At 55.5% G+C, this 23,561-nt stretch carries 20 protein-coding genes and 2 pseudogenes; 20 read left to right on the forward strand and 2 right to left on the reverse strand.

Annotated features, from left to right (window positions below; genetic code table 11):
- Window positions 1-87 precede the first annotated feature (87 nt).
- From ABEV74_RS13800 to ABEV74_RS13885, 18 genes are all read left to right on the forward strand, one after another.
- Window positions 88-429: a hypothetical protein gene (locus tag ABEV74_RS13800; RefSeq protein ID WP_430146738.1), complete on the forward strand. Its 342-nt coding sequence runs from the start codon at window positions 88-90 to the stop codon at window positions 427-429.
- Window positions 430-598: 169 nt separating this feature from the next.
- The gene (locus tag ABEV74_RS13805) at window positions 599-1,309 is read left to right on the forward strand and encodes a YebC/PmpR family DNA-binding transcriptional regulator (protein ID WP_430146740.1); all 711 of its coding nucleotides are present in this window, start codon (window positions 599-601) and stop codon (window positions 1,307-1,309) included.
- A 763-nt stretch (window positions 1,310-2,072) separates the two neighbouring features.
- The gene (locus tag ABEV74_RS13810) at window positions 2,073-2,681 is read left to right on the forward strand and encodes a hypothetical protein (protein WP_430146742.1); all 609 of its coding nucleotides are present in this window, start codon (window positions 2,073-2,075) and stop codon (window positions 2,679-2,681) included.
- Between the two features lie 7 nt (window positions 2,682-2,688).
- Window positions 2,689-3,531: a carbohydrate ABC transporter permease gene (locus ABEV74_RS13815; RefSeq protein WP_062493025.1), complete on the forward strand. Its 843-nt coding sequence runs from the start codon at window positions 2,689-2,691 to the stop codon at window positions 3,529-3,531.
- 418 nt (window positions 3,532-3,949) lie between these two features.
- Window positions 3,950-5,020 (forward strand): M42 family metallopeptidase, encoded by a 1,071-nt coding sequence (locus tag ABEV74_RS13820; protein ID WP_062496851.1) that lies wholly within the window; start codon window positions 3,950-3,952, stop codon window positions 5,018-5,020.
- Window positions 5,021-5,168: 148 nt separating this feature from the next.
- A complete protein-coding gene (locus ABEV74_RS13825) occupies window positions 5,169-6,278 on the forward strand; it encodes a M24 family metallopeptidase (protein WP_430146744.1) in 1,110 nt (369 codons plus the stop codon).
- A 165-nt stretch (window positions 6,279-6,443) separates the two neighbouring features.
- The gene (gene pruA, locus ABEV74_RS13830) at window positions 6,444-7,991 is read left to right on the forward strand and encodes an L-glutamate gamma-semialdehyde dehydrogenase (protein WP_430146745.1); all 1,548 of its coding nucleotides are present in this window, start codon (window positions 6,444-6,446) and stop codon (window positions 7,989-7,991) included.
- 168 nt (window positions 7,992-8,159) lie between these two features.
- A complete protein-coding gene (locus ABEV74_RS13835; RefSeq protein WP_062493028.1) occupies window positions 8,160-9,386 on the forward strand; it encodes an MFS transporter in 1,227 nt (408 codons plus the stop codon).
- A 247-nt stretch (window positions 9,387-9,633) separates the two neighbouring features.
- Window positions 9,634-10,179 carry a glutathione peroxidase gene (locus ABEV74_RS13840; protein WP_430146747.1) on the forward strand — a complete coding sequence of 182 codons (546 nt, stop codon included), beginning with the start codon at window positions 9,634-9,636 and terminating at the stop codon, window positions 10,177-10,179.
- A 317-nt stretch (window positions 10,180-10,496) separates the two neighbouring features.
- On the forward strand, window positions 10,497-11,234 hold the full coding sequence (locus tag ABEV74_RS13845) for a glycerophosphodiester phosphodiesterase (RefSeq protein ID WP_430146749.1): 738 nt from the start codon (window positions 10,497-10,499) through the stop codon (window positions 11,232-11,234).
- A complete protein-coding gene (locus ABEV74_RS13850) occupies window positions 11,231-12,232 on the forward strand; it encodes a LacI family DNA-binding transcriptional regulator (RefSeq protein WP_430146751.1) in 1,002 nt (333 codons plus the stop codon). Before ABEV74_RS13845 ends, ABEV74_RS13850 begins: the two co-directional genes overlap by 4 nt.
- A gap of 19 nt (window positions 12,233-12,251) precedes the next feature.
- On the forward strand, window positions 12,252-13,073 hold the full coding sequence (locus ABEV74_RS13855; RefSeq protein ID WP_062493032.1) for an ABC transporter permease: 822 nt from the start codon (window positions 12,252-12,254) through the stop codon (window positions 13,071-13,073).
- A 30-nt stretch (window positions 13,074-13,103) separates the two neighbouring features.
- Entirely contained in the window at window positions 13,104-14,156 is a 1,053-nt protein-coding gene (locus ABEV74_RS13860; RefSeq protein WP_062493033.1) for an ABC transporter ATP-binding protein, read from the forward strand.
- 6 nt (window positions 14,157-14,162) lie between these two features.
- Window positions 14,163-15,341, forward strand: a complete 1,179-nt coding sequence (locus ABEV74_RS13865) for an extracellular solute-binding protein (protein WP_430146754.1) — start codon at window positions 14,163-14,165, stop codon at window positions 15,339-15,341.
- Complete coding sequence (locus ABEV74_RS13870; protein WP_430146756.1) at window positions 15,338-16,177, forward strand: ABC transporter permease; 840 nt, start codon at window positions 15,338-15,340, stop codon at window positions 16,175-16,177. Before ABEV74_RS13865 ends, ABEV74_RS13870 begins: the two co-directional genes overlap by 4 nt.
- Before the next feature lie 391 nt (window positions 16,178-16,568).
- Entirely contained in the window at window positions 16,569-16,829 is a 261-nt protein-coding gene (locus tag ABEV74_RS13875; protein ID WP_062493036.1) for a hypothetical protein, read from the forward strand.
- 455 nt (window positions 16,830-17,284) lie between these two features.
- Window positions 17,285-19,009, forward strand: coding sequence for a proline--tRNA ligase (locus ABEV74_RS13880; RefSeq protein WP_430146758.1), 1,725 nt, complete (start codon window positions 17,285-17,287; stop codon window positions 19,007-19,009).
- Between the two features lie 61 nt (window positions 19,010-19,070).
- Window positions 19,071-19,478, forward strand: coding sequence for a hypothetical protein (locus ABEV74_RS13885; protein ID WP_430146760.1), 408 nt, complete (start codon window positions 19,071-19,073; stop codon window positions 19,476-19,478).
- A 138-nt stretch (window positions 19,479-19,616) separates the two neighbouring features.
- Here the strand turns inward: ABEV74_RS13885 and bioB are convergent, their stop codons facing one another.
- Window positions 19,617-20,621: a biotin synthase BioB gene (bioB, locus tag ABEV74_RS13890; RefSeq protein WP_430146762.1), complete on the reverse strand. Its 1,005-nt coding sequence runs from the start codon at window positions 20,619-20,621 to the stop codon at window positions 19,617-19,619.
- A 160-nt stretch (window positions 20,622-20,781) separates the two neighbouring features.
- Entirely contained in the window at window positions 20,782-22,011 is a 1,230-nt protein-coding gene (locus ABEV74_RS13895; RefSeq protein ID WP_430146764.1) for an acyltransferase, read from the reverse strand.
- 298 nt (window positions 22,012-22,309) lie between these two features.
- Between ABEV74_RS13895 and ABEV74_RS13900 the strand changes: the two are divergent.
- Together ABEV74_RS13900 and ABEV74_RS13905 are read left to right on the forward strand one after the other, a co-directional pair.
- A pseudogene (locus tag ABEV74_RS13900) lies at window positions 22,310-23,178 on the forward strand (NAD-dependent epimerase/dehydratase family protein).
- Window positions 23,179-23,218: 40 nt separating this feature from the next.
- Window positions 23,219-23,308, forward strand: a pseudogene (locus ABEV74_RS13905) (hypothetical protein); the annotation flags it as partial.
- Between the last annotated feature and the right edge of the window lie 253 nt (window positions 23,309-23,561).

Genomic DNA, 23,561 nt, shown 5'->3' on the forward strand with positions numbered 1-23,561 from the left:
AATTGGCGCACTACGGCTGTTTGCCGTGCTCACGAAAAGAGCTTACCCATAAAATGTACAATTCATAAAACGGGAGGGGAGCTGCTTGTGAAACTTTTTTCATCTTCACCTTATTACACCGCCTCGTCATTGGCAAAGTTTAAAAAATCCGCCGGCAGGCCAATCCGTGCAGGCAATGCCGGCAAACGCCGTACGACTAAAGCGACCGATACCCGTCAAATCGATAAGCTGCAGCGGAATCAGCCTAAGCTAACGAACGACAACGGCGTGAAAAAACGGACCATTCACCAAAACCGAATATCCGGGAACAGACCGCGCCGACATCTTGCCGTACAGAAGAGAATTCTGCCCAATCCGCAAGCCGACCGCTTAACGGGACAAAGAATGAACCCCTTCTTCAATGAGCTGGAATGGCTTAACGAACGATAAAGGCGGCACCGAACAACCGCATGACGAAGTCGCTCATGTGGCATTTTTTTAGGCACTGCAAGCCGGCAAGAGTCGGCCGTTGTTAACGGGCTTTCACGGACAAACTGCGTGCATTGACGGCCAAAATCGGTTATTCTAGTAGTAAAAAAAGTAGAAGGCAGGATTCAGAATGGGACGCAAGTGGAACAACATTAAAGAGAAGAAAGCATCCAAAGACGCAAATACGAGCCGGATTTACGCCAAGTTCGGCATCGAAATTTATGTGGCCGCCAAGAAAGGCGAACCGGATCCGGAATCCAATCAGGCATTGAAATTCGTACTCGAGCGGGCCAAAACCTACAATGTCCCGAAAGCGATCATTGACCGGGCGATCGAAAAAGCGAAAGGCGCTGCCGACGAAAACTACGAGGAGCTGCGCTATGAAGGCTTCGGTCCGAACGGCTCGATGGTGATCGTGGATGCGCTGACCAATAATGTGAATCGTACGGCTGCGTCGGTGCGTGCCGCCTTTAATAAAAACGGAGGCAATATGGGCGTGAACGGCTCGGTATCGTATATGTTCGACGCGACAGCGGTGTTCGGCATAACAGACAAATCCGCAGATGAAGTGATTGATATTTTGCTGGAGGCGGATGTCGACGTGCGCGACGTTGTGGAAGAAGACGATTCCGTCATCGTATACGCCGAACCGGAGCAGTTTCACGCGGTGCAGGAAGCGCTCCGCAACGCCGGTATAACGGAATTCAGCGTGGCGGAATTGACTATGCTTCCGCAAAATTACATCACGCTTCCGGCAGACGCGCAAGCGCAATTCGACAAATTGATCGATGCGTTGGAAGAGCTGGATGACGTTCAGCGCGTCTATCACAATGTCGAATAATCGTCAATACGAACGCCGGCATCGCAGCGGACGGGTAAGCCCGTCCGCAATCCGGCCGCAAGCTATGGACTGCCGTCATCGGCAGTCTTTTTTGATTCGCCTGTTTCATCGCCCGCGCCTTCCGTCAAATCGTCGCCTGTCCGCCGGTGCGCCCCGTTTTCCGTCTAACCGTCTCCGGTTCGTCGACGCGCCTCGCCTTCCGTCTAACCGTCTCCGGTTCCTTGACGTGCCTCGCCTTCCGTCTAACCGCCTCCGGTCCGCCGGTCCGCCCGGCAGATTCCTTTTGCGAAATGCTGCAAAAATACAGGAACTTTGGCCTGAATAGATGACTAAGGGGCGAAATCCTGCAAAAATACAGTATTTTTTGGAAATTTTCACTTGTCTGGGCTTGAACGGATCAAAGAAACTGCATAATCGCAGGAATTTTCGCGTTTTGGTTAATTGACCCCCGAAAATACTGCATTTTTGCAGCTTTGTTCTTTTATCCGGTTTCATCTTCCGGATGCGTGCCGCTGCGGAGCCGGAGTAAAGAAAGCCATTTCGGGACTGGTGGGCCGTTCACAGCGAGTTTGGAGCGAGCGAATATGGCCCCCGAAGCTTCGCAAACAGGAGCCCGGCGGTCAGGCAGGCGAGGGCGAATAGAGCCATTTATCGTCGGCTAGGCTGTTCCAAATTCGAAAATGTCGGGATATAATGTTTGGATATTCGGACGACGGCATCGGGCGTTGCAAAATTGTAAGCGTTTACCGATAAGGAGGCGGCTATGGGCAACTTTTTGGAATTGTTTCAATTCAAGAAAATCCGCGGCAAGCTGTTTATTTTGACGACGTTAATCACCTTTATCCCGATGATGGTTCTTAGCCTGGCGTTCTATCAGCTATTTTCAGAGAGGATGCTGCGCAATGCGGAACAGCAGGCATTCGCATCCGGCAGTATCGCCAATCATTACTTGGATCGCATTCTCGTGGACATGAACGATCTGTTCAACGTCATCATCAGCAACGGACAGATTCAATGCGCCTTGACCGGCGCCGTTAATTCGGTCTGCCAGAACGGCGACGGAGAGCGGGGCGATTCGGATTACGGCTACATCCGCAATTCCTATATGATCAACAACGCGATGAATACGATCACCCAGTCAAAATCCTATGTCGTCCGCTATGTTGTTTATCATATGGAGGCCCCTCCGAATCGCAGGCTGTACGGCTCGTATATCAGTCCGGAGGAAGCCGAAGCGTGGTACGCAGAGCTGCGGGAGGGGCTTCTCCGCCAACGAGCTGGGACTTGCTACCGCGATGTCTTTCTTCTTCTTCGTCTTCCTGCTCGTTCTGTCGTTTCTGCAGTTCAAGTTTTTCAGCAGAAAAGGAGATGACTGATCGATGAACGAAACGGTCGGGCGCAGAAAGCGGAGTCTGTCCGGGCTGCTGCTGCATGCCGCCGCCTATGCGGCGGCGCTCATCTTTGTCGTCCCGCTGCTCTATATGCTGTTTACCTCGCTCAAGCCGCAGGGAACGGCCGTCGGCAGCATCGCGGACCGGTTTTTGCCACCGTTCTCATTGGAAAACTACGCTTACATATTCGAGAATGCCCCTGTCATCAAATGGACGATGAACAGTCTCCTGATCGCGGCGATCGTGCCCGTCCTCAGCTTGACGATGGCTTCGCTCGCCGCATTCGCGCTGTCGCGTATCCCGTTCAGCTACAGCAAGTTCGCCTTCTGGTTTATTCTGAGCGGGATGATGATCCCCGGGGAAGCGACGATTGTGTCGCTTTACATGGTCGTCAATCGCATGGGCATTCTGGACACTTATTTGGCGCTCATTCTTCCGGGTCTGGCGGGTCCGCTTGGCGTCGTCATATTCAAACAGTTTTTCGACCGGATTCCGGGCGAGTTGGTAGAAGCGGCCAAAATGGATGGCTGCACGCTATTCCGGATCTGGTGGAATATATTCATCCCGCTGTCCAAGCCGATCATTTCCGCGCTGATGATTTTCGCTTTTCTCGGCTCCTGGAACGACTTTCTGTGGCCCTTCCTATCGATTCAGTCGGAAGAGCTGTTCACGCTGCCGATCGGAATCCCGTTCTTCATGAGCTCGTATACGCAGGACGAGGCGCTTCCGATGACCGTCAACGCTTACGCCTCGATCCCGATTATCGTCATCTTCGTCATTTTCCAGAAATATATCGTCAAAGGGATAACGCTGACCGGAATCAAGGGCTGAAGAAGCAATGGGCATAAGGGGCGGGATATGGTACTATATTTCCAATAAAATAGAGTGTAGGCATCCTACATTTAAAGGGGTTTAAAATTAATGGTATTAACGATTAATGCGGCTAGTTTTGACGGTTTTTGTCGGTTCGGGAAAGAGAAGGCGCACTGACGATGGAGTCGGTGCGCCGCCTGGGGCATGAGCGGATGCCGCATAACGGCGTCCTCCCGGCAACGGTTCCCGAGCGCCCGGCCAGGCCGAGCTGCTGCGGCGGTTCGGCCGGCTGCCGCTGTCCGAGGTGCCCGAACCGGCGGCCAAAGACGCGGTCGCAGCATGACGGAACCCGCCGATACGAAGGGGGCGGACGCGGACAAGCAATCCGGCGCAATACGCACGACAACAATTCAGAAAAAGAAAGGGGAACACGATTATGTCACAACCGCTTGCACCGCAATTAAATCGGGATTATATGCTGCGCATATTGGACATGCTGCTTCAAACCCCGAGCCCGAGCGGTTTTTGCACGGACATTATGAGGAAAGTGAAGGAAGAAACCGCAAACCTCGGGTACGCGCTCGAGCTTACGCCCAAAGGGAACGGCATCATCACGATTCCGGGAGACGCCGCAGACCGCGTCATCGGCCTATCCGCCCATGTCGATACGCTCGGGGCGATGGTCCGATCGATCAATGCGAACGGCACGATCCGGTTTACGCCGATCGGCGGCTATGCCATGCAGACCGTGGAAGGGGAGTATTGCCGGATTCATACGCGGGACGGCCGGACGTACGAGGGCACCGTGCTGTCCACGAAGACATCGGTCCACGTCTATCCCGATGCCCGAGACTGGAAGCGGGAAGAAGCCAATATGGAAATCCGCATCGACGAAATGGTGAAATCGAAGGAGGATGTCGAGAAGCTGGGCATCGCCGTCGGCGATTTCATCTCCTGGGACCCCCGAACCCGCATCATGCCGAACGGTTGGATCAAGTCGCGTCATCTTGACGATAAAGCGAGCGTTGCCGCGCTGTTCGGACTGATGGAATGGCTGAAACGCGAGGGGCGCCGTCCGCCCTGCACGCTGAAGCTCATTCTGTCCACGTATGAGGAAGTCGGGCACGGCAGCTCCTATATCCCGCCGGAAATTACAGAACTGATCGCCGTCGACATGGGCGCGATGGGGGACGATCTGTCGGCGACCGAGACGGATGTATCCATTTGCGCCAAAGACTCGACCGGTCCTTACGATTACAACATGACGACCCGCTTCATCGAGCTGGCCAAGCGGGAAAATATCCCCTACGCGGTCGATATTTACCCGCATTACGGCTCCGACGCATCGGCCGCGCTGCAAGCGGGCAGCAATATCCGGGCGGCGCTGATCGGTCCCGGGGTTCACGCTTCGCACGGGATGGAACGCACGCACCGGGACGCCATCTTCCACACGGCCGCCCTGTTGCTCGCGTACGTGATGGAGCCGCCGTCCGAGCCCGCCCTGTGACGAGCATGCCGGCGCAGAGGCCGCGCTGTGACGGTCTGATTGACGGGAGCGTAACGCCGGCGATGGCCAATGACAAGGCCGACCTAAATAAAGGATACGGGAACAGGCAGCAAATCGTTCGGGACAATGAGGAAGGGAGCCATCTTTTATGACGACAAACGACGTATGGCCGATCAGAAAACGGCAGCTGCAAGCGTATATGGAAGAACAAGGGATCGATGTCGCGATCATCACTTCCCCGACCCATGTGTACTACTTCACCGGCTTCCACTGCGATCCGCACGAACGTTTCCTGGCTTTAGCGATCGACGTCCGCAACGGCGCAGAAACGTTGTTCGTGCCGCTTCTGGACCGGCTTGCGGCGCAACATCAGGCGGACGTGAGCCGGATTGTAGCGGTATCGGATACGGACAATCCGTATGACACGCTGCGCGCGAATACCGTCCAGCCATCTTCGATCGGGCTGGAGAAGAACTTCGTCAGCCTGGCGGCGGCCGAACGGCTGACGGCGATATTCCCCGATGCGCGGCTTCACGATCTGGAGCCGGCCATTCTGTCGCTCCGGATGAAGAAGACGGAAGAGGAGATCGCCAAGGTCTCCGCCTCGATCGCGCTGATCGAACAGGTGATGGCGCATGCGGTGAAGCACGCCGCCATCGGGATGACGGAGCTTGATCTGACGGCCGAGCTGGAATATCAGATGAAACGGCTCGGCGCGGACAAGCCGGCATTCGAATCGATCGTTCTGACGGGGGCCCGGACGGCGCTGCCCCACGGCCATCCGGGCCCGACGCCGATCCGCCCGGGCGATCTGGTGCTGATCGACATCGGCGTAAAGGCGCAGGGCTACTGCTCAGATATTACGCGGACGTTCATTATGGGAGAAGGAACCAGGGAGCAGGAGCGGATCTACGAAACGGTGCTTGCCGCGAACGAAGCGGCTATCCGGGCGGTGCGGACGGGTGCGCCGATTTCGGTGCTGGACGATACCGCCCGGCAGATTATCGCTTCTCGCGGATACGGCGAATACTTCCCGCACCGCGTCGGCCACGGTTTCGGCATGGACATTCACGAGGCGCCGTCCATTCACGGGGAGAACGGGATGCTTATGGAGCCGGGGCTGCTGTTCACGATCGAACCCGGCGTCTATGTGCCGCAGATCGGAGGCGTCCGTATCGAAGACGACATCTACATTGCGAGTGACGGTTCCGCCCGCGTGCTGACGAGCTTCCCCAAGCGGCTGACCCGCATCGGATAGTCCGGATCCGAAGCCGCCATAAGGATACGGATATGCCCCTTACCGCTATCGGTTCATAACGCGACAGAACGACGGCAAATTTTTTTGGTCTCCGTTAAATCGGATTGCAAAAAACGGCATAGAATGGGCTTATATAAGGAGCATTCCGGGGGAGGACGAAGAGCCATGAAAGTGCCGTTTGCAAACGAGCCGTTGACGGATTTTACCGAGGAGCGGAACCGTCTCGCCTTCGAAGCCGCGCTTCGAACGGTGGAGCGGCAGCTGGGGCAAACGTATCCGATCAGGATCGGCGGGAAGGAGATCGTAACGGACAATAAAATCGTGTCGTTCGATCCCGCCGCGAAGGAGCGGATCGTCGGCTTCGTGTCACAAGGCGATGCCGGTCTGGCGGAAGAAGCGATCCGTACGGCGGAACGGACGTTCCATACATGGAAGCGGTATACGCCGGACGAGCGCGCCCGCTATTTGTACAAAGCCGCTGCGATCATGCGCCGCAAAAAGCACGAATTCTCGGCCTGGATGGTGTACGAAGCGGGCAAAACATGGGCGGAGGCCGATGCGGATACGGCCGAAGCGATCGACTTTATGGAATTTTACGGACGCGAGATGCAGCGTCTCGGCCGGCCGCAGCCGCTCACCCGCATTCCCGATGAAGATAACGAGCTGTACTATATGCCGCTCGGAGTCGGAATCGTCATTCCGCCGTGGAATTTTCCGCTTGCCATCACCGTCGGCATGACGACGGCGGCGGTCGTAGCGGGCAATACGGTCGTTCTGAAGCCGGCGAGCCCGACGCCGGTCATCGCCGCCAAATTTGCGGAAGTTTTGCGGGAGGCCGGTCTTCCCGACGGCGTCGTCAATTTCCTGCCGGCTCCTGGCGGAACGGTCGGCGATTTTATGGTCGGGCATCCGCTGACCCGCTTCATCAGCTTCACCGGCTCCCGCGACGTCGGCTTGCGGATCAACGAGCGCGCGGCCCAAACCGCCCCGGGCCAGAAATGGATCAAACGGGTCGTTGCGGAAATGGGCGGCAAAGATTCGATCGTCGTGGACCGCGATTGCGACCTGGACCTTGCCGCCGAAACCATTACCGCCTCGGCATTCGGTTTTTCCGGACAAAAATGCTCGGCCTGCTCGCGCGCAATCGTCCACGAGGACGTATACGATCGTGTGCTGGAGAAAGTGGCCGATCGCACAAGCCGGCTCGTTGTCGGCGACCCGGCGAAATGGGCGACGAACGTCGGTCCGGTCATCGACGAGAAAGCGTTTCGGAAAATCGGGGAATACATCCGGGTCGGCCGCCAGGAGGGACGGCTCGTCATCGGCGGCGGAACCGGCGATCCGGCCGGTTATTTTATCGAACCGACGGTTTTTGCCGATGTGGATCCGGACGCACGGATCGCGCAGGAAGAAATTTTCGGCCCCGTCGTCGCTTTCATCAAGGCGGCATCGTTCGATGAGGCGCTGGCGTATGCGAACAATACGGAATATGGCTTGACGGGCGCCGTCATTTCCCGCAATCGCGATCATCTGGAGCTTGCCCGCCGCGAATTTTTTGCCGGCAATCTGTACTTCAACCGCAAATGCACAGGAGCTCTTGTCGGCGTCCACCCGTTCGGCGGTTTCCATATGTCCGGCACCGATTCGAAAGCCGGCGGCCGCGACTATTTGCTGCTGTTCACCCAGGCGAAGCTCGTGTCGGAAAAATGGTAGTCGAACGAAAGTCGCGTAATTCGCGGCTTTTTTTGTTTTTGGGATGAAGGTGCGGAAATATCTCCATTTTTGCCAGGATTGCTCTGCCGTCCGGTTTTTGAACAATCGGTAAAGGAGGCGTATAGTAGAGGATAGTTGTCAAGCACGGTTCAGAAGGGAAGGGGACGTATGCAAAATTGGAAGCGGACCATGTGGATTTTATGGTTCGGCGTGCTGTTGTGCAGCTCCAGCTATACGATGTCGGTTCCTTTCCTGCCGCTCTTCCTCTTCGATCTGGGTGTGGAGAAGGACTCGGTTCATTTATGGGCGGGAATCGTACATTCGGCGGCATTCCTCGTCGGGGCTGTCATGGCTCCTCTATGGGGGATGCTGGCGGACAAGTACGGCAAGCGGAAAATGGTCATTCGGGCAGGGCTCAGTCTGGTTGTCATTTACGCATTGATCGCCTTCGTCCAGACGCCGTGGCAGCTGGTGGTTGTCCGAATGATGCATGGTTTGGTCGGCGGTTTCGTACCCGCGTCCATGTCCATTGTCGCCTCGATCGCACCCAAGGAAAAACTCGGCTGGAGCCTCGGCATGATGCAGGCAGGCACGATGACCGGCGGCATCCTCGGCCCGCTGTTCGGCGGACTGCTGGCGGAAGCGTTCGGCTTGCGGCGCTCCTTCGTCGCGGCGGCTGTCATCCTGCTTGCCGGGACGGCGGCCGTTATCGTCTGGGTCAAGGAGGGAAGGGCGAACGCGACCGAAGCGAAGAGAGCCGAAGAAGAGCAGTCGGAGCCTTTTACGTTCCGAATGGCGCTGCGCAGCCGGGCGCTGGTCGGCATGCTGCTGCTGCTCGTTCTCTTCCAGCTGTCGGTGAACATGTTCCAACCGCTTATGACGCTGCATATCGCCGATTTGCAGGGCGGGCTGCAGGGCGCGGTGCTGTCCTCCGGCTTCGTCCTTTCGCTGATCGGCATCGCCGGCATTCTCGCCTCCCCGGTATGGGGAAGGCTCGGCGAGAGCAAAGGGTATTATCGCATGCTGACCGTCTGTCTGCTGATGTCCGGATTCATAATCGGCATGCAGTATTTCGTGCAAAACTTGTGGCTGTTCGCCATCGTGCAGTTTATTTTCGGGTTGTTCATGGCCGGCATTGCACCCATCATCAATACGCTTGTCGTGCAGAACACCGACGAGCGGTTCAGGGGAAGATCGTTCGGCCTTACGACGAGCGCCAACCAGCTCGGTTCGATGCTCGGCCCGCTGATCGGAGGCATGCTTGGCCTGGTCGTCAGCATTCATTGGATATTCGCGGCGACGGGCATCATCATGGCCGGAGCAGGCGCATCCGTCTGGCTGAGCCGAAGGCTTCGCTTCCGTGTCAAGCGCCGTAATGTCCCTTATTCCATGTAATAACTCCGTCACACGATCAGGCGGCATGCCGGGACGCGAACGGCTAATCTGTTTCATTCCCCGTTTGGTATCTGGTACAATTTACTAGACGATAAGTTCGGCCCTGTCGGCCCGTCTGCTGACCGTTTTGCAGTCCGTATCTTTTTGCGGTACGATGATAGTACGATTCTGCGGCTGGCGCTGCTCAGCGTCGTCAAGGAATAGATCCGATTTTGGAAGCTTCCAAAAGAAAAGGAGGAGATTGTCCATGAGCATCTATGATTTTCCGGTAGAGACGATTACAGGGGAAAAGACGACGCTTGCGCCCTATCGCGGGAAAGTGCTGATCATTGTCAACACCGCGAGCCAATGCGGTTTTACGCCGCAGTATGCTGGCCTGCAGCAGCTGCATGAGGAATACAAGGAGCGGGGAGTCGAAATATTGGGATTTCCTTGCAATCAATTCGGCGGACAGGAGCCGGGAACGAATGCCGATGTACAGCAATTTTGCCAGACGAACTACGGCGTCACGTTCCCGATGTTCGCGAAAACGGACGTACGCGGCGAGAACGCCCATCCGTTGTTCATTTTTTTGACCCGGCAGGCGCCGTTCAAAGGCTTCAACCTGGACAACCCCCGCGCCAAAAAGATGAACGATTTTCTGAAAGAGCAGATGCCGGATTTGTATGAAGGCGACGGGATCAAGTGGAACTTTACGAAGTTTCTGATCGACCGCGAAGGGAATGTGATCGGCCGGTTCGAATCGCCGGATGACCCGCAGGATATGAAGCCGGCCATCGAACAATTGCTGTAATTCCGGTCTCATCTATGCGCATCGGTTAACCGTATTGGGATTCAAAACGAGGTGTTTTCCCATGAAGGCTGTCTTCGGGCGGCTTTTTTTTTCTGACCGGACATTCTGTACGCCATGCTGATTTCCATTGCGACCCCTTTACAGAAGATTTAAACCGGGTTGACATTGCGAAGACACTTCATTCATATCATACAAGTGTGTGGTACCGTTCCCATAGTGAGACCGTTCCCATATTCGCAGCACGGACATAAGGTCGCGATCGGTCAGACCGAATTCGCCGATTGGCGGCCGTCTATTTCGACGAAGGAGCTGACGCTATGAAATCGTTTCCGCTTATTACCGCTCATACCGGGTGCATGGGCACGCCCGAAAACTCCCTGGAATCCGTCCGGAAAGGGCTGCTGTTCGGAGCGGACATTATCGAAGACGATATCCGGATCACCCGGGACGGCACGCTCGTCTTGAGCCATGACGACCAGGTTGCGCTGACGGGCGGCCGGACCGGCAAGCTGTCCGCCATGACGATAAGCGAGCTGGATGATCGGATGGCCGCTCCGCTTGTCCGCCTCGAAACGGCCCTTCGGATCGTGAAGGAGGCGGGGAAGCGGATGAATCTGGATATTAAAGCGGATGAATGTCTGGGGCCGGTATTCGCGCTGATCGACAGGCTGGATATGGCGGACCAGGTGTTCCTGAGCGGCTGCGAATACAGCCGCGCCGTCAAAGCCGACGGTTACGGCCGGCGCATCCCCAAGCTGCTGAACGTGGACGCCGACAGCTTTCGCCGCCTGCCGTACGCCGATGCCGCCCGGCAAGCATGCGAAGAAGGCCGGAACGCCGGCTGCTTCGGCCTGAACGTTCCGTATCGGCTCGTGCGCCCGGAGCTGCTGGAGCTGGCGGACCGGCAGCGATTGTCCGTGTACGTCTGGACCATCCAGGACGAGGAAGAGATGAAACGGTTCGCCGGAATGGGCGTGCAATCGATCACGACAAAAGATATCTTAGCCCTGCAGTCCGTCAAAGCGGAATGGAACAAGCAGCGGAGCGGCAGATGAAATATAACCTGAAAGAAATCGCATCGCTCGCCGGGGTATCGAAATCGACGGCTTCCAGGGTCATCTCCGGCAAAGGCTATGCGAGTCCCGAAGTGAGGGAACGGGTGATGAACGTCGTCCACCAGCTGCAATACAAGCCGAATGCGGTGGCGAGAGCGATGGTCGCCAAGCGGACGAACAACATCGGCGTCATCGTCTTTCGCGAGCGGCAGCCGATCGTCTCCCATCCGCTATACGGCAAAATTATCGATTCCATTCTGATGGCTGCCGAAGAGCGGGGGTATTCCGTATACCTGAAGACCGATCGCGAAATGTCGCTGCGTTCCACCGACTACATGCTGGAACACCGGGTGGACGGACTCATTCTGATCAGCAGATTGCGGAAAAATGTGATCGATTACGTCAAAAAGTTCAACATTCCGTATTTGATGGTAAACGGTTCCACCGACGATGCGGACGTCATCCACCTCGTCAGCAACGACGAGGAAGGAGGAGAGCGGGCGGCCGAATATATGCTCGGATTAGGGCATACGAAGTTCCTCGTCATCGCGGGACCGCAGGAGCACCGGAGCCATGCGCTGCGGCTCGCGGGATTCCGGAAGAGGCTCGAACAGGCCGGACTGTCGGAGCGGATGAAGGTGGTCTCGTCGCCGGAATCCAGCTTCGAACTCGGCAGCAGGCGTATGGCGGAGCATTATGAAGCTTTCATTCGCGAAGGGTATACCGCCTTGTTCACGACGAACGATATGCTGGCGCTCGGCGCGATGAAAGTGCTGCTCGAACGCGGCGTCCGCATCCCGCACGATGCGGCGGTCATGGGGTTCGACAATATCGAGTACGCCGGCATGTGTACGCCCTCGCTGACAACGGTCAGCGTGGATGCGAACGGAATGGGGCGGGACGCTGTCGAAATCGTAGACCGGCTCATCCGCGAGGAATACGGTTTGCCCAAGCTCAAGGAGTACGCCAGCGAAATTATCGTTCGGCAATCGACGTGACGAAAGGAGCGATTCAGTCATGTGGTATTTCAGAGCCGTCGGTCTTCGGCGCATCGTCGAGTTTGTTCTGCTGACTTTATTTGCCGTCTTCTTCGCAGGCCCGCTGCTTAATTTGCTTGTGCTGGCCTTCAGCGAAAAATGGAGCTATCCAGACATTCTTCCGCATGTATGGTCATTCAAATGGTGGAGCTTCGTGCTGAAGCAGGACGATATCGTGGCGTCCATCTCGTTGTCCTTTCTGATCGCCGCCATCGTGACGGCGTTGTCCATCGTCCTGTGCATTCCGGCGGCATACGCTTTTGCCCGACTCCGGTTTCCGCTCAAAAGGTTTTTCCTGTTTTCCTTTCTGCTTACGCACGCTTTTCCCAAGATGGGGCTCTATGTCTCGATTGCGGTGCTGTTTTACAGACTCGGACTTATGAACACGCTTGTAGGTGTCGTCCTGATCCATATGATCAATGTGCTGATGTTCATGACCTGGATTCCGACCGCGGCATTTCGCAATGTGCACGCCGCTCAGGAGGAATCGGCGCGGGATGTCGGTGCGAGTCCGTTCCGGGTATTCCGGAGCATCACGCTCCCGATGGCGATGCCCGGCATTATGGTCGCGTCCGTGTTCACGTTTCTGAACTCGCTCGACGAAGCGCAGGGGACGTTCCTGGTCGGCATTCCCGATTACAAGACGATGCCGATCGTCATGTATTCCATCATCTCGGACTTCCCCAGCAGCGCTGGAGCAGTATTCTCGATCATTTTGACGCTGCCGACCATTATTCTGCTGCTGGCTGCGCAGAGGCTCATTAGCGCGGACGTGCTTGCGAGCGGATTCCAGGTGAAATAACGGAACATCGTTCCGGAACGGAGGATGGAAATGAGCATTCAGTTGACGGTTCGCGACCTGACCAAACGTTACAAAACCGGCGACGGCGTAAGCCAGATCAACCTTGACGTCAAAAAAGGCGAGCTCGTGACGCTGCTCGGTCCTTCGGGCTGCGGCAAGACGACGGTGCTGCGCAGCATAGGGGGCTTTCTGGAGCCGGATTCGGGGGATATTCTGATCGAAGGACGGAGCGTCATCAAGCTTCCGCCCGAGAAAAGGCCGACCTCGATGGTATTTCAAAGCTATAATCTGTGGCCGCATATGTCCGTTTACGATAATTTGGCGTTCGGGCTCAAAATCCGCAAAATGTCCAAAGCGGAAATTCGCAGCGCCGTATCGGAAGCGCTGAAGCTGGTCCGTCTTCCGGGATACGAGAAGAAGTATCCGACCCAGCTGTCGGGCGGCCAGCAGCAGCGCGTCGCGCTCGCCAGATCGCTGCTGCTGAAGCCGGCTGTGCTGCTGTTAGACGAGCCGTTCTCGGCCTTGGATGCGAAGCTGAGGCATGAGATGCGGGAGGAGCTGCGCGAAATCCAGATGCAGACCGGACTGACGATGGTCTTCGTGACGCACGATCAGGAAGAGGCGTTGTCCTTGTCCGACCGCATCGTCGTCATGAACCACGGGCACATCGAGCAGATTGCCGAACCGCAGCGGATATACGACGAGCCCGCGACGCTGTACGTAGCCCGATTCATCGGCAAAATGAATTTTCTGGAGGGGGTGGCGGACGGCAATCACATCCGGGTGGGAAGGCTGACATTCCCGAACGCGAAACGTTTAAACGGCCGGGTGACGGTAGCCGTCAGGCCGGAGGATGTCAGTCTGAACGATGCAGCGAACGATGGAGACGGTTTGGCCGGGAAGATCAAACAGATGATGATTCTCGGACACTATGCGGAAGTTTCCGTCGAATTGCCTGAATACGGCGTCATCCGTACGTTCCAATCCAAGGAAGCGATTCATGATCTGTGGGTCGGTAAAGATGTCGGCATCGCCTTTGCCCGGATGATCGCTTATCCGGTTAACGAAAACAATGGAGGATGATGGAACATGATCCGTTCGATCAAGAAAAAGCTGATATTGTCCGCTGCTATCGCACTGACGTTCTCTTTGCTGGCGGGATGCGGCGGAAGCAAGGAGACGGATTCCCCGGCACAGGGCCGGGACGCTTCATCCGGCGGCTCTGCTTCGCAGGAGCCTGTAAAGTTCAATTTCTACTTTACCGGCTCGCAGAACGTCAAGGATCTGTGGGATACGCTCGTCCCGATGTTCGAGCAGCAGAATGACAAGGTCAAGGTGGAATTGGTCTATATTCCGTCCGGGACGGGCGCCGAACCGACCTACGACCGGATTCTGGCGGCCAAGCAAGCGGGCAAAGGCTCGGGCGGAATCGATCTGTACGAAGACGGCATCGTAGCCGTTACGCAAGGCGTCAAGGACGATGTGTGGGAGACGCTTGACGAAGAGCGGATTCCGAATTTGGCCAACGTGAACGCCCAGACGATGAACGATGTCAGCTATCGCGCCATTCCTTATCGTTCGTCCGCCGTCGTCCTGGCGTACGACAGCGCGAAGATCGCAAGCCCTCCGACCACGCTTGACGAGCTGCTGGAGTGGATCCGCCAACATCCCGGAAAATTCGCCTATAACGATCCGTCTACCGGCGGCTCCGGAAGCTCGTTCGTCCAAACGGTCATTTATAAGGACCTGCCCGAAGAAGAGATTCATAACAGCGACCCTTCCGTTATGGAGAAATGGGACAGCGGTTTTGAAACGCTGAAGGAGCTCGGAGCCTATGTCTATGGCAAAGGGATATATCCGAAGAAAAACCAGGGTACGCTCGATCTGCTCATGAACGGCGAGGTCGACATGATTCCCGCCTGGTCCGACATGGTGCTGCAGCAGCAGAACGAAGGCCTGCTTCCCGATACGATCAAAATGCAGCAGATTACGCCCGGTTTTAACGGAGGGCCGACTTATCTTATGGTGAACAAGGAATCCGACAAGAAAGAAGCGATTTATCAGTTCCTGGACTTCGTGCTGTCGCCGGAGGCGCAGTCGGTCATCGTCGAGAAAATGAACGGTTTTCCGGGCATTGAACTGGAGAATATGCCGCAGGAGACGCAGGACAAATTCAAGGGTGTGGCCGAAGGATTCCGAACGTTCAATATCGGAGATTTGGGAACGGAAATCAACAAACGCTGGCAAAGCGAAGTGGCCGCGCAATGAGGAAAGATGTCAAACAGGCGATACTGGGGATGGCGATGGTCCTCCCCTCCTTCGCCATTCTGATGATCATCGTCGTCATTCCGATCATCCAGTCGCTGATCATGAGCCTCAGCAATGGCGAGGGCGGATACGATCTGAGCCGCTATCAGTTTTTGTTTACCGACAAAGGAATGCGCACCAACATCGTGTATACGCTTCGCATCACCTTGATCACCTGCGCGCTCGTGCTGACCGTCAGCTATTCGCTGGCGCTTTATATGCGTTTCAACAGCGGGAAACTCGTCGAATGGATACGCAAGACGTACATGATCCCGCTGTTCATACCGGGCGTGATCGCCACGTACGGGCTGATCAACCTGCTGGGCAATCACGGCTGGCTGGCACGGCTTCTAAGCCCGCTCGGCATCGAACTGCCGCGCATTATCTTTGACGAGAAAGGCATTATTATCGCAAATTTATGGTTCAACATTCCGTTCACGACGATGCTGCTCAGCTCGGCGCTTACCGGCATTCCGGCCTCGATTATCGAAAGCGCGAAAGATGTGGGAGCGGGCAAGCTGCAAATTTTTCTGCGGTTTATTTTTCCGTTGTCCTATAAAACCTTCCTTGTGGCGCTAACGTTCGTGTTCATGGGCGTCATCGGCTCCTTCACCGCGCCGTTCCTGCTCGGCGCCAACTCGCCGCAGATGCTTGGCGTATCGATGCAGCAGGTGTTCAGCGTATTCCGCGAGCGCGAACTGGCGGCGGCGATGGCTTTCTTCAGCTTTCTCCTCTGCTCCGTGCTCGGCGCCTTCTATATTCGTTCCATGGCCAAGGAAGAGCAGGCGAATATGTAATTGCGGATGCGAGAAGAAGACCCTCTACTTGTTGAAGGGTCTTTTTTGTATACTTGAAACCAATGGGCTGCAATATTGGCGGTTGGCTGCAGATTCAGATTAACAAATTGTAAAAGTTTCTCTGAAGTTGAGCAAAGCGATCCCTTCGGGGACGATCATATAAAGAAGACGTTGACCAGCCGCATTATGCGGCTTTTTTCTTTTATAATCGGGAATAACGAAGGTATTGCGAATTTGAATGCAATTTTTGAAGATTCTGATGGTATAATGGTAGCACGTGGAAGATCTTGGCGTGAAGATTCCAGTCGGATCATGCAATCGTATAACGGCGGAGCTGGATATGAGGCAGTATCCGTGACATAGAAGAAACCGGGCATTGGAGGGAATCGCAATGGTCGAAAGTATGGAAATCAAAGACATGAGCCAATTTTTGAAAATAAAAGAAGAGGGGATCGGGTTTATCGTCATTACCGACAGTTACAACCCCAATAAAGTTCATCGGCCGGACTGCCCGTGGGTATCCGTCGAAAATTTCAAAACCAAAGTGGTGGAGAACGGGAATGCGTTAGGCCATTTTTATTGGGTGGACAGCGTCGATACGGCGGAGGAGAAGTGGGATACCCATACTTGCACGAAATGCTTGAAGTATTGAACGACGCGAATACGAGGTGCAATAGAATGCCGGGCATTCCCCGATTGCGGATGATTTGCTAGGGTTCATCCATGCGGTGCATGAATGTTCGGCCAAGTAAAAGGGCGCCAAGGGCGCCGATTTGACGGCCGCGCCCTATTCATGATACAGTATGTGGAAATTACAGTTTTGAAATATAACGGAAAAGCTTTGACCAAGGCCAGTACGTTCCGCAATCGCCGTACAGAGAAGAAACCCGCCGGCTGAAAGGTTTCTCGCAGCGAGCGAACGTCCCCACCTTGCGAGCTGCGGCGGACTCCGCATCCAAACCGTCGCCGGCCTATGCCGTTACCCGATCGAGGACCGCTGGCGCTGCCTTCGCTGCGGTCAAAACAGGGTGGTACCACGACACATTCGTCCCTGACGGATGTGTCTTTTTGTTTTTTTCAGGAAATGACAGATGGGAGGATGAATCGATGCGCCAGAGCCGTTTATTGCCGACGACATTGCGCGAATCGCCCGGAGGCGCCGAAATCGTGAGCCATCGGTATTTGCTTCGAGCCGGATTTATCCGGCAATTGGCGGCAGGTATCTACACTTATATGCCACTCGGGAGAAGGGTTCTCCGCAAGCTGGAGCAGATTGTCCGGGAAGAGATGGACCGGGCAGGTGCCCAGGAACTGCTGCTGTCTGCCATGCAGCCGGCGGAGCTGTGGAAAGAATCGGGGCGGTACGAGGTTTACGGACCGGAGCTGATCCGTTTGGTTGACCGCCATGGCCGGGAATTTGCTTTGGGCCCGACGCACGAGGAGGTCGTCACGGCGCTTGTGCGAAACGAAATCTCCAGCTACCGGAAATTGCCTGTCACGCTATATCAGATTCAAACGAAGTTCCGCGACGAACGGCGTCCCCGTTACGGATTGCTCCGGGGCCGGGAGTTTCTCATGAAGGACGCCTATTCGTTCGATTCGGACCCGGAGGGGCTCGATCGATCCTACCGGAGCATGTTCGATGCCTACCATCGGATATTCGAGCGATGCGGCCTCTCGTTTCGCGCGGTCGAGGCCGATGCGGGCGCGATCGGCGGCCAGGGCGAAACGCATGAATTTATCGCGCTGGCCGACATCGGCGAAGATACGATTGCGGCTTGCACCCATTGCGATTATGCCGCCAATCTGGAGAGAGCGGAAGCCGGCGCGCCGTCCGCGGCAGCCGGGGGCAAGGAGGGCGAAGCGGCTTCGGCACCGCTTGAGAAGCTTCATACGCCCGGTATCCGGACGATTGAGCAGCTCGTTCGTTCGTTGCGGATTCGGGCCGCCGATACGATCAAGACGGTTATTTTCATCGCCGATGGTCAAGCGGTAGCCGTCGCGGTGAGAGGGGATGACGAGATAAACGAGATCAAAGTGAAACGTTATCTCGGGACCGAAAACATCGCCATAGCCGATCCCGAAACGGTGGAGAGGGTGACCGGCGCACCTGCAGGGTACGCGGGGCCGATCGGTTTGACCGTCCCCGTATTGGTCGACCGTTCGGTCGTTCAGATGACAGATGCGGTTGCCGGGTCCAATGAAGCCGATTATCACTATATCCATGTACGTCCCGAGCGGGACATCGACCTCCGGCATACGGGAGATTTTCGCAACGCGACAGAAGGCGACAACTGCCCTCGCTGCAGCGAAGGGAAATTGGCTTTTTACCGCGGGATTGAATTGGGCCACGTGTTTAAACTCGGAACAAAATACAGCGAACGAATGGGGGCGACCTTCCTGGATCAGGCCGGCCAAACCCGGGCGGCGGTCATGGGGTGCTACGGCATCGGCATCTCCCGCATGATGTCCGCCGTCATCGAGCAAAACCATGATGAAAACGGGATGATCTGGCCGCTCGCGGTCGCGCCGTTTCAGGTTCACCTGATTCCGGTATCCGTTCATGACGAGCAGCAAATGCGGCTTGCGAACGATTGCTATGAGCGCCTTCGCGATCACGGCATCGAACTGCTGCTGGACGACAGGGCGGAACGGCCCGGCGTGAAATTCAAAGATGCGGATTTAATCGGCATTCCGTTTCGAATCGTCGTAGGCAAAGAGGCGGCAAACGGACATGTCGAGTTCATGGAGCGAAAGGGGATGAAAAAAGAGTCGATTCCGGCAAACGAGGCGATCTCGCGCATTGTCGGGGCGTGCCGGGCCGCTTGGTAGCCGCAACGGGTAAGTTTCTCATGCAACATTTTCAAATCTGAAACGTCCTTTACCATGGGGTGTGAAATGGATGAAAATGTTGATTTGCTTGTTCGCTGCTGTCCTGATCCTTTCAGGGTGCCAAGCCGCCAAGATCGACGCGCCGAAGCCTTCCGCCGCATCCACCCATAATCCGACGGCGCATGAAATCCTCACCGGTCATTCGGATGCGGATATATTTCAATGGAACGGAATCGTTTACACAAACGCAAGCCACATCGAATGGGTGCAGCAGGAAGAGCTGTCTGCCGGCGATCAGATCGGTATCATTATGAAGCAATATCGAGACGGTCTCGATTTTGAAGACGCAATGGCCACAAAACTGCCGGTCGGAACCGAAATTTATAAGCCGAAAGGCGAAGGTCAGCTGATACTGATCGTCAAGTTAAATGGCGGGGAAGTCCGGTATCTTGGTTTGATCGAGGGATAACAATCCACGAGCAGCGCGAAGAACGCGTGCCTGGGCTGCGGATTCGACTGGAATTGCCGGTATGCCCAGGCACGACATGCCCGGTCGCACGATCGATCCGGGCATGTACTTCATGATCGGAAGCGGCGGCCAAGTCCGTCAGCTTGATAAAGCGTTGAGTTCGATCTCGAATCCCAAATCTTCGATGATGGCGTGGTCCGCCTGGACATCCTGGCCTTCCGTCGTCAAGTAATCGCCGACAAACAAGGAATTGGCGGCATACAGGGCGAGCGGCTGCAAGGAACGGAGGTTGACCTCCCGGCCGCCGGCGACGCGAATTTCTTTCGTCGGACAGATGAAGCGGAACAGCGCCAATACTTTCAACGCCTTCATGGGCGGGGTGCGCCCGGCTTTTTCCAGAGGCGTCCCCGGAATCGCATTCAGGAAATTGATCGGAATGGAATCGGCATCGAGCTCCCGGAGCGCGTAAGCCATTTCGACAATTTCCCGGTTCGTCTCGCCCATGCCGATAATGACGCCGGAGCAGGGGGACATTCCGCTTCGTTTGGCTTTCTGCACCGTTTCTACACGCTGGTCGTATGTATGCGTCGTCGTAATGGAAGGATAATTCGCTTTGCTGGTGTTCAAATTGTGGTTGTACCGATGTACGCCCGCTTCCGCCAGACGTTCGGCCTGCTCGTCCTTCAAAATGCCCAGGCAGGCGCAAATTTTGAGCGGCATCGTGCGGCGGATTTCCTTGACCGCTTCCACCACCTGATCCAGCTCCTTGTCGGTCGGACCTTTCCCCGATGCGACGATGCAGTAGGTTCCGGCCTTGCGCTCCATCGCTTCCCGCGCGCCCGCAAGCAGCGTCTCTTTGTCGAGCATGGTATACTTCCGGATCGGCGCGGTCGAAACGATCGATTGCGAGCAGTATCCGCAATCTTCGGGACAAAGACCGCTTTTGGCATTGATGATCATGTTCAGCTTTACTTTTTTTCCGTAGTAATGTTTTCTGACCTGGAAAGCAGCCTGCATCATCGTCAATATTTCGTCATCATCGGCCTCCAGCACGGCAAGCCCTTCTTCCATCGTCAAACATTCCCCGTCCAGCGCTTTAAGGGCAAACGCATGCCATCGACTATCCGCTGTCACGGTTTTCATAGTGATCATCCTCTCTGTAGGGCTGGGTATCTTGATGACATCCATCACATCAAAATGTTAACCATATTGTTTTTATTGGGTTTACAAATAGACATTGCCATTCTAGCAGATGGAGGACGATCTTGTAAAGAGACATGAACGGTCCGCGTTCGGATTCGCATCATGATGTCTTCTTCCGATGGCCCGCAGCCGCCGACCGTCCGGTCGAGCCGACCAGCCAACGCCCGAACGGCAGCTTGCCGAGCAGAACGGTCAATCCGATTGCACCCGACGCTACCAGCAAAAACGTGATGACCGCAGCGGGAAGATGAGCCCCGGAAAGCGGAATGGAACGCGTCACCAGGCTGACCAGCATAAGGACGAATGCGTGCGACAGAAAGCCGCCGAACGAATACCGTCCGATAAACTGCAGCATACGGTACAGCCGGCCTTGGCGCTGACGCAGCAGCAGCGCGAAGCCGTACAGCAGAAGCAACTGACAGACGATAATGACGGATGTCGAAGGTTTTAAATAAGTGGAAACTTGCAGATTGATTCGCTCCGTCGAGAAGCGCAGCACATCATAACCGAGCCAAATATACGCCCCGATGAACGCCGCAGCCGCCCACCCCGCCGCATCGATCGCAAATTTCCGGAATCTGGTGAGACCGAACGCGCAAATGCCGCCCAGCAGAAAGTAAAAAAAGTACATCACAAAATAGGAAGACCGGTACGAGATGACCGCAGACCAGAAACCGTTGGCCGAGGCTGCCCAATCCGGCATCCGATAATAGGACGCCCACATCAGAACCAGGTACGCGAGGCCCAGCAGCGCAGATACGCCGGCAATCCGGCCGAACGACTCTCCTTCCGGATGGCGTTTCAGCCGAACCCGGAAGAAGGCAACAGCTCGGGAAAATAGCGGGAACAGCAAGTAAAACTGAAAAATCATGATGATAAACCACAGATGGTATCCGTTGGTCGGAACCAGCAACTGCGGAAAGATGCCTATCCAAGCGGAAGGCTGCGCCAGCTTGCCACCGATCACCCCGTCTACCGCAACCCAATAAATGACTGTCCACCACAGGAACGGAACGAATATGTCGCCGAACCGCTTCCGGATGAACGAGCGATAGTCCAACTTTCCGCTGTAATTGTAGAAGAGGATGAGACCGGACAGGAATACGAACGTCGGCGTACCGAACCGCGTGAAGTGAAACAGCATCGCCAGCATAATCGAATCCGCCGGCAGAATGTCCGCCCGGTAAATATACTCCGCAATACAGTGCTGAAGCGTCACTGCCAGGAAAGCGAGCGCGCGCAGAATCGTCACTTCCTCGATCCGCTCTTTGGTCCGGCGAACCGAAAGCTCTGCTGTCTTTGTTCCGGTATCCTCTTGCTGGTTGTTCATGATCGATCCCTCAATTCCTGGCTGCTACCGATATCCGCATTATAGCGAACGAACCTTAACGAAAGATGAAATCAAGCGGATAAGCGTCCAGGAGCGGGATTATCGCATCGTGATACCGGTTTTGCTGAAGTCGCGGACGATGACAATCGTCTTAAGCAGCGTTGCCATCGGCCATAAAATATCCTCGTGACGGCGAACTCGGGCGGCAAAAACCGCGACCCTCAATTGATAATAGGAATAGTATACAATTGATAGCAGGAATAGAACACAGGCATGAATACCGGGGGGGGGGACGCCCATGAGGATTCTCATCACAGGCGCTGCAGGTTTTATCGGATCCCATTTAAGCGAATATTTCCTCTATAAGACGGAACACGAGGTCGTCGGCGTGGACGGATTCATCCGGGAAGAGCTGCATTCGATCGGCACGCGTAATATGGCCGACTTCCTGAACCATCCAAGGTTCAGACTGATCAAGGTGAACATGCTGGAGCTGGATTGGGCGGAAACGCTGAAGGGCATCGACGTCGTTTATCATCTTGGAGGTATACCAGGCGTCCGTTCCAGCTGGGGGACTTCATTCGAATATTATGTGAGCAGCAATATTCTGGTTACGCAGCAGCTGCTCGAAGCATGCCGGAGCGCCAGCATCACCAAATTCATCTTTGCCTCCACCTCCTCCGTGTACGGAGAGAAGTTCGGCAAAGTAGCCGAGGATGCCGAGCTCACGCCGCTCTCTCCCTATGGCGTTACGAAGCAAACGAGCGAGCAGCTATGCCGCGTATACCGGATCAATGACGGCGTGCCTGCAATCGTGCTGATGGCACACAGACGAGAGATTTTACGTATATCCGCGATTGTATTGAAGGAACTGCAGCGGTTGCGCTGCAACCGGGCATGATCGGCGAGACGATCAATATCGGCGGCAAAGAACGGGCATCGGTGAACGACGTTATTCAAACGCTGGAGCGGTTGACCGGGCTGCAAGCGAAGATCAGGTATTCCGGTACAACGCGCGGTGAACCGAAGCATACTTGGGCGGATATATCCAAAGCCCGGCGGCTGCTCGGCTATGAACCGGCGGTGACGCTTGAAGAGGGACTGTCCTGGGAGCTCCACGATTTGAAGAAGCTGTACGGCAGTTCTTCCAACTTTGGGTTCAAGTAATGCCGAGAGACGACTAAACCACAAGGAGGCAGCGGCACGGATGAAGCTGGCGTTCGTTAGCAGCGAGAAACTCCCTTCTTCTGCGATCAGGGGGGGAGCGATACAAGTGATGATAGACGGTGTTGTACCTGTCCAATGACACAAACATGCCATAATTAATACTCAATAAAATCAAGGGTTCTTATTAGTTGAAAGGGGATGTTTGTGTCCTAGCTCAGTGACACAAACATCCCCTTTTACGTATCTGGTGACACAAACATATACTTATAAGGCGCGAAAATTATTTACCGAAAATTATGACTATGATAAGATAATAGCAAAATCTTGTCAAAAAAAGGTGTTTTATGTACGACCTGAATCCGTCCTGAATCCGTGACAAACTT

Source organism: Paenibacillus cisolokensis (assembly GCF_050481165.1).
Lineage (GTDB): Bacteria > Bacillota > Bacilli > Paenibacillales > Paenibacillaceae > Paenibacillus_AH > Paenibacillus_AH cisolokensis.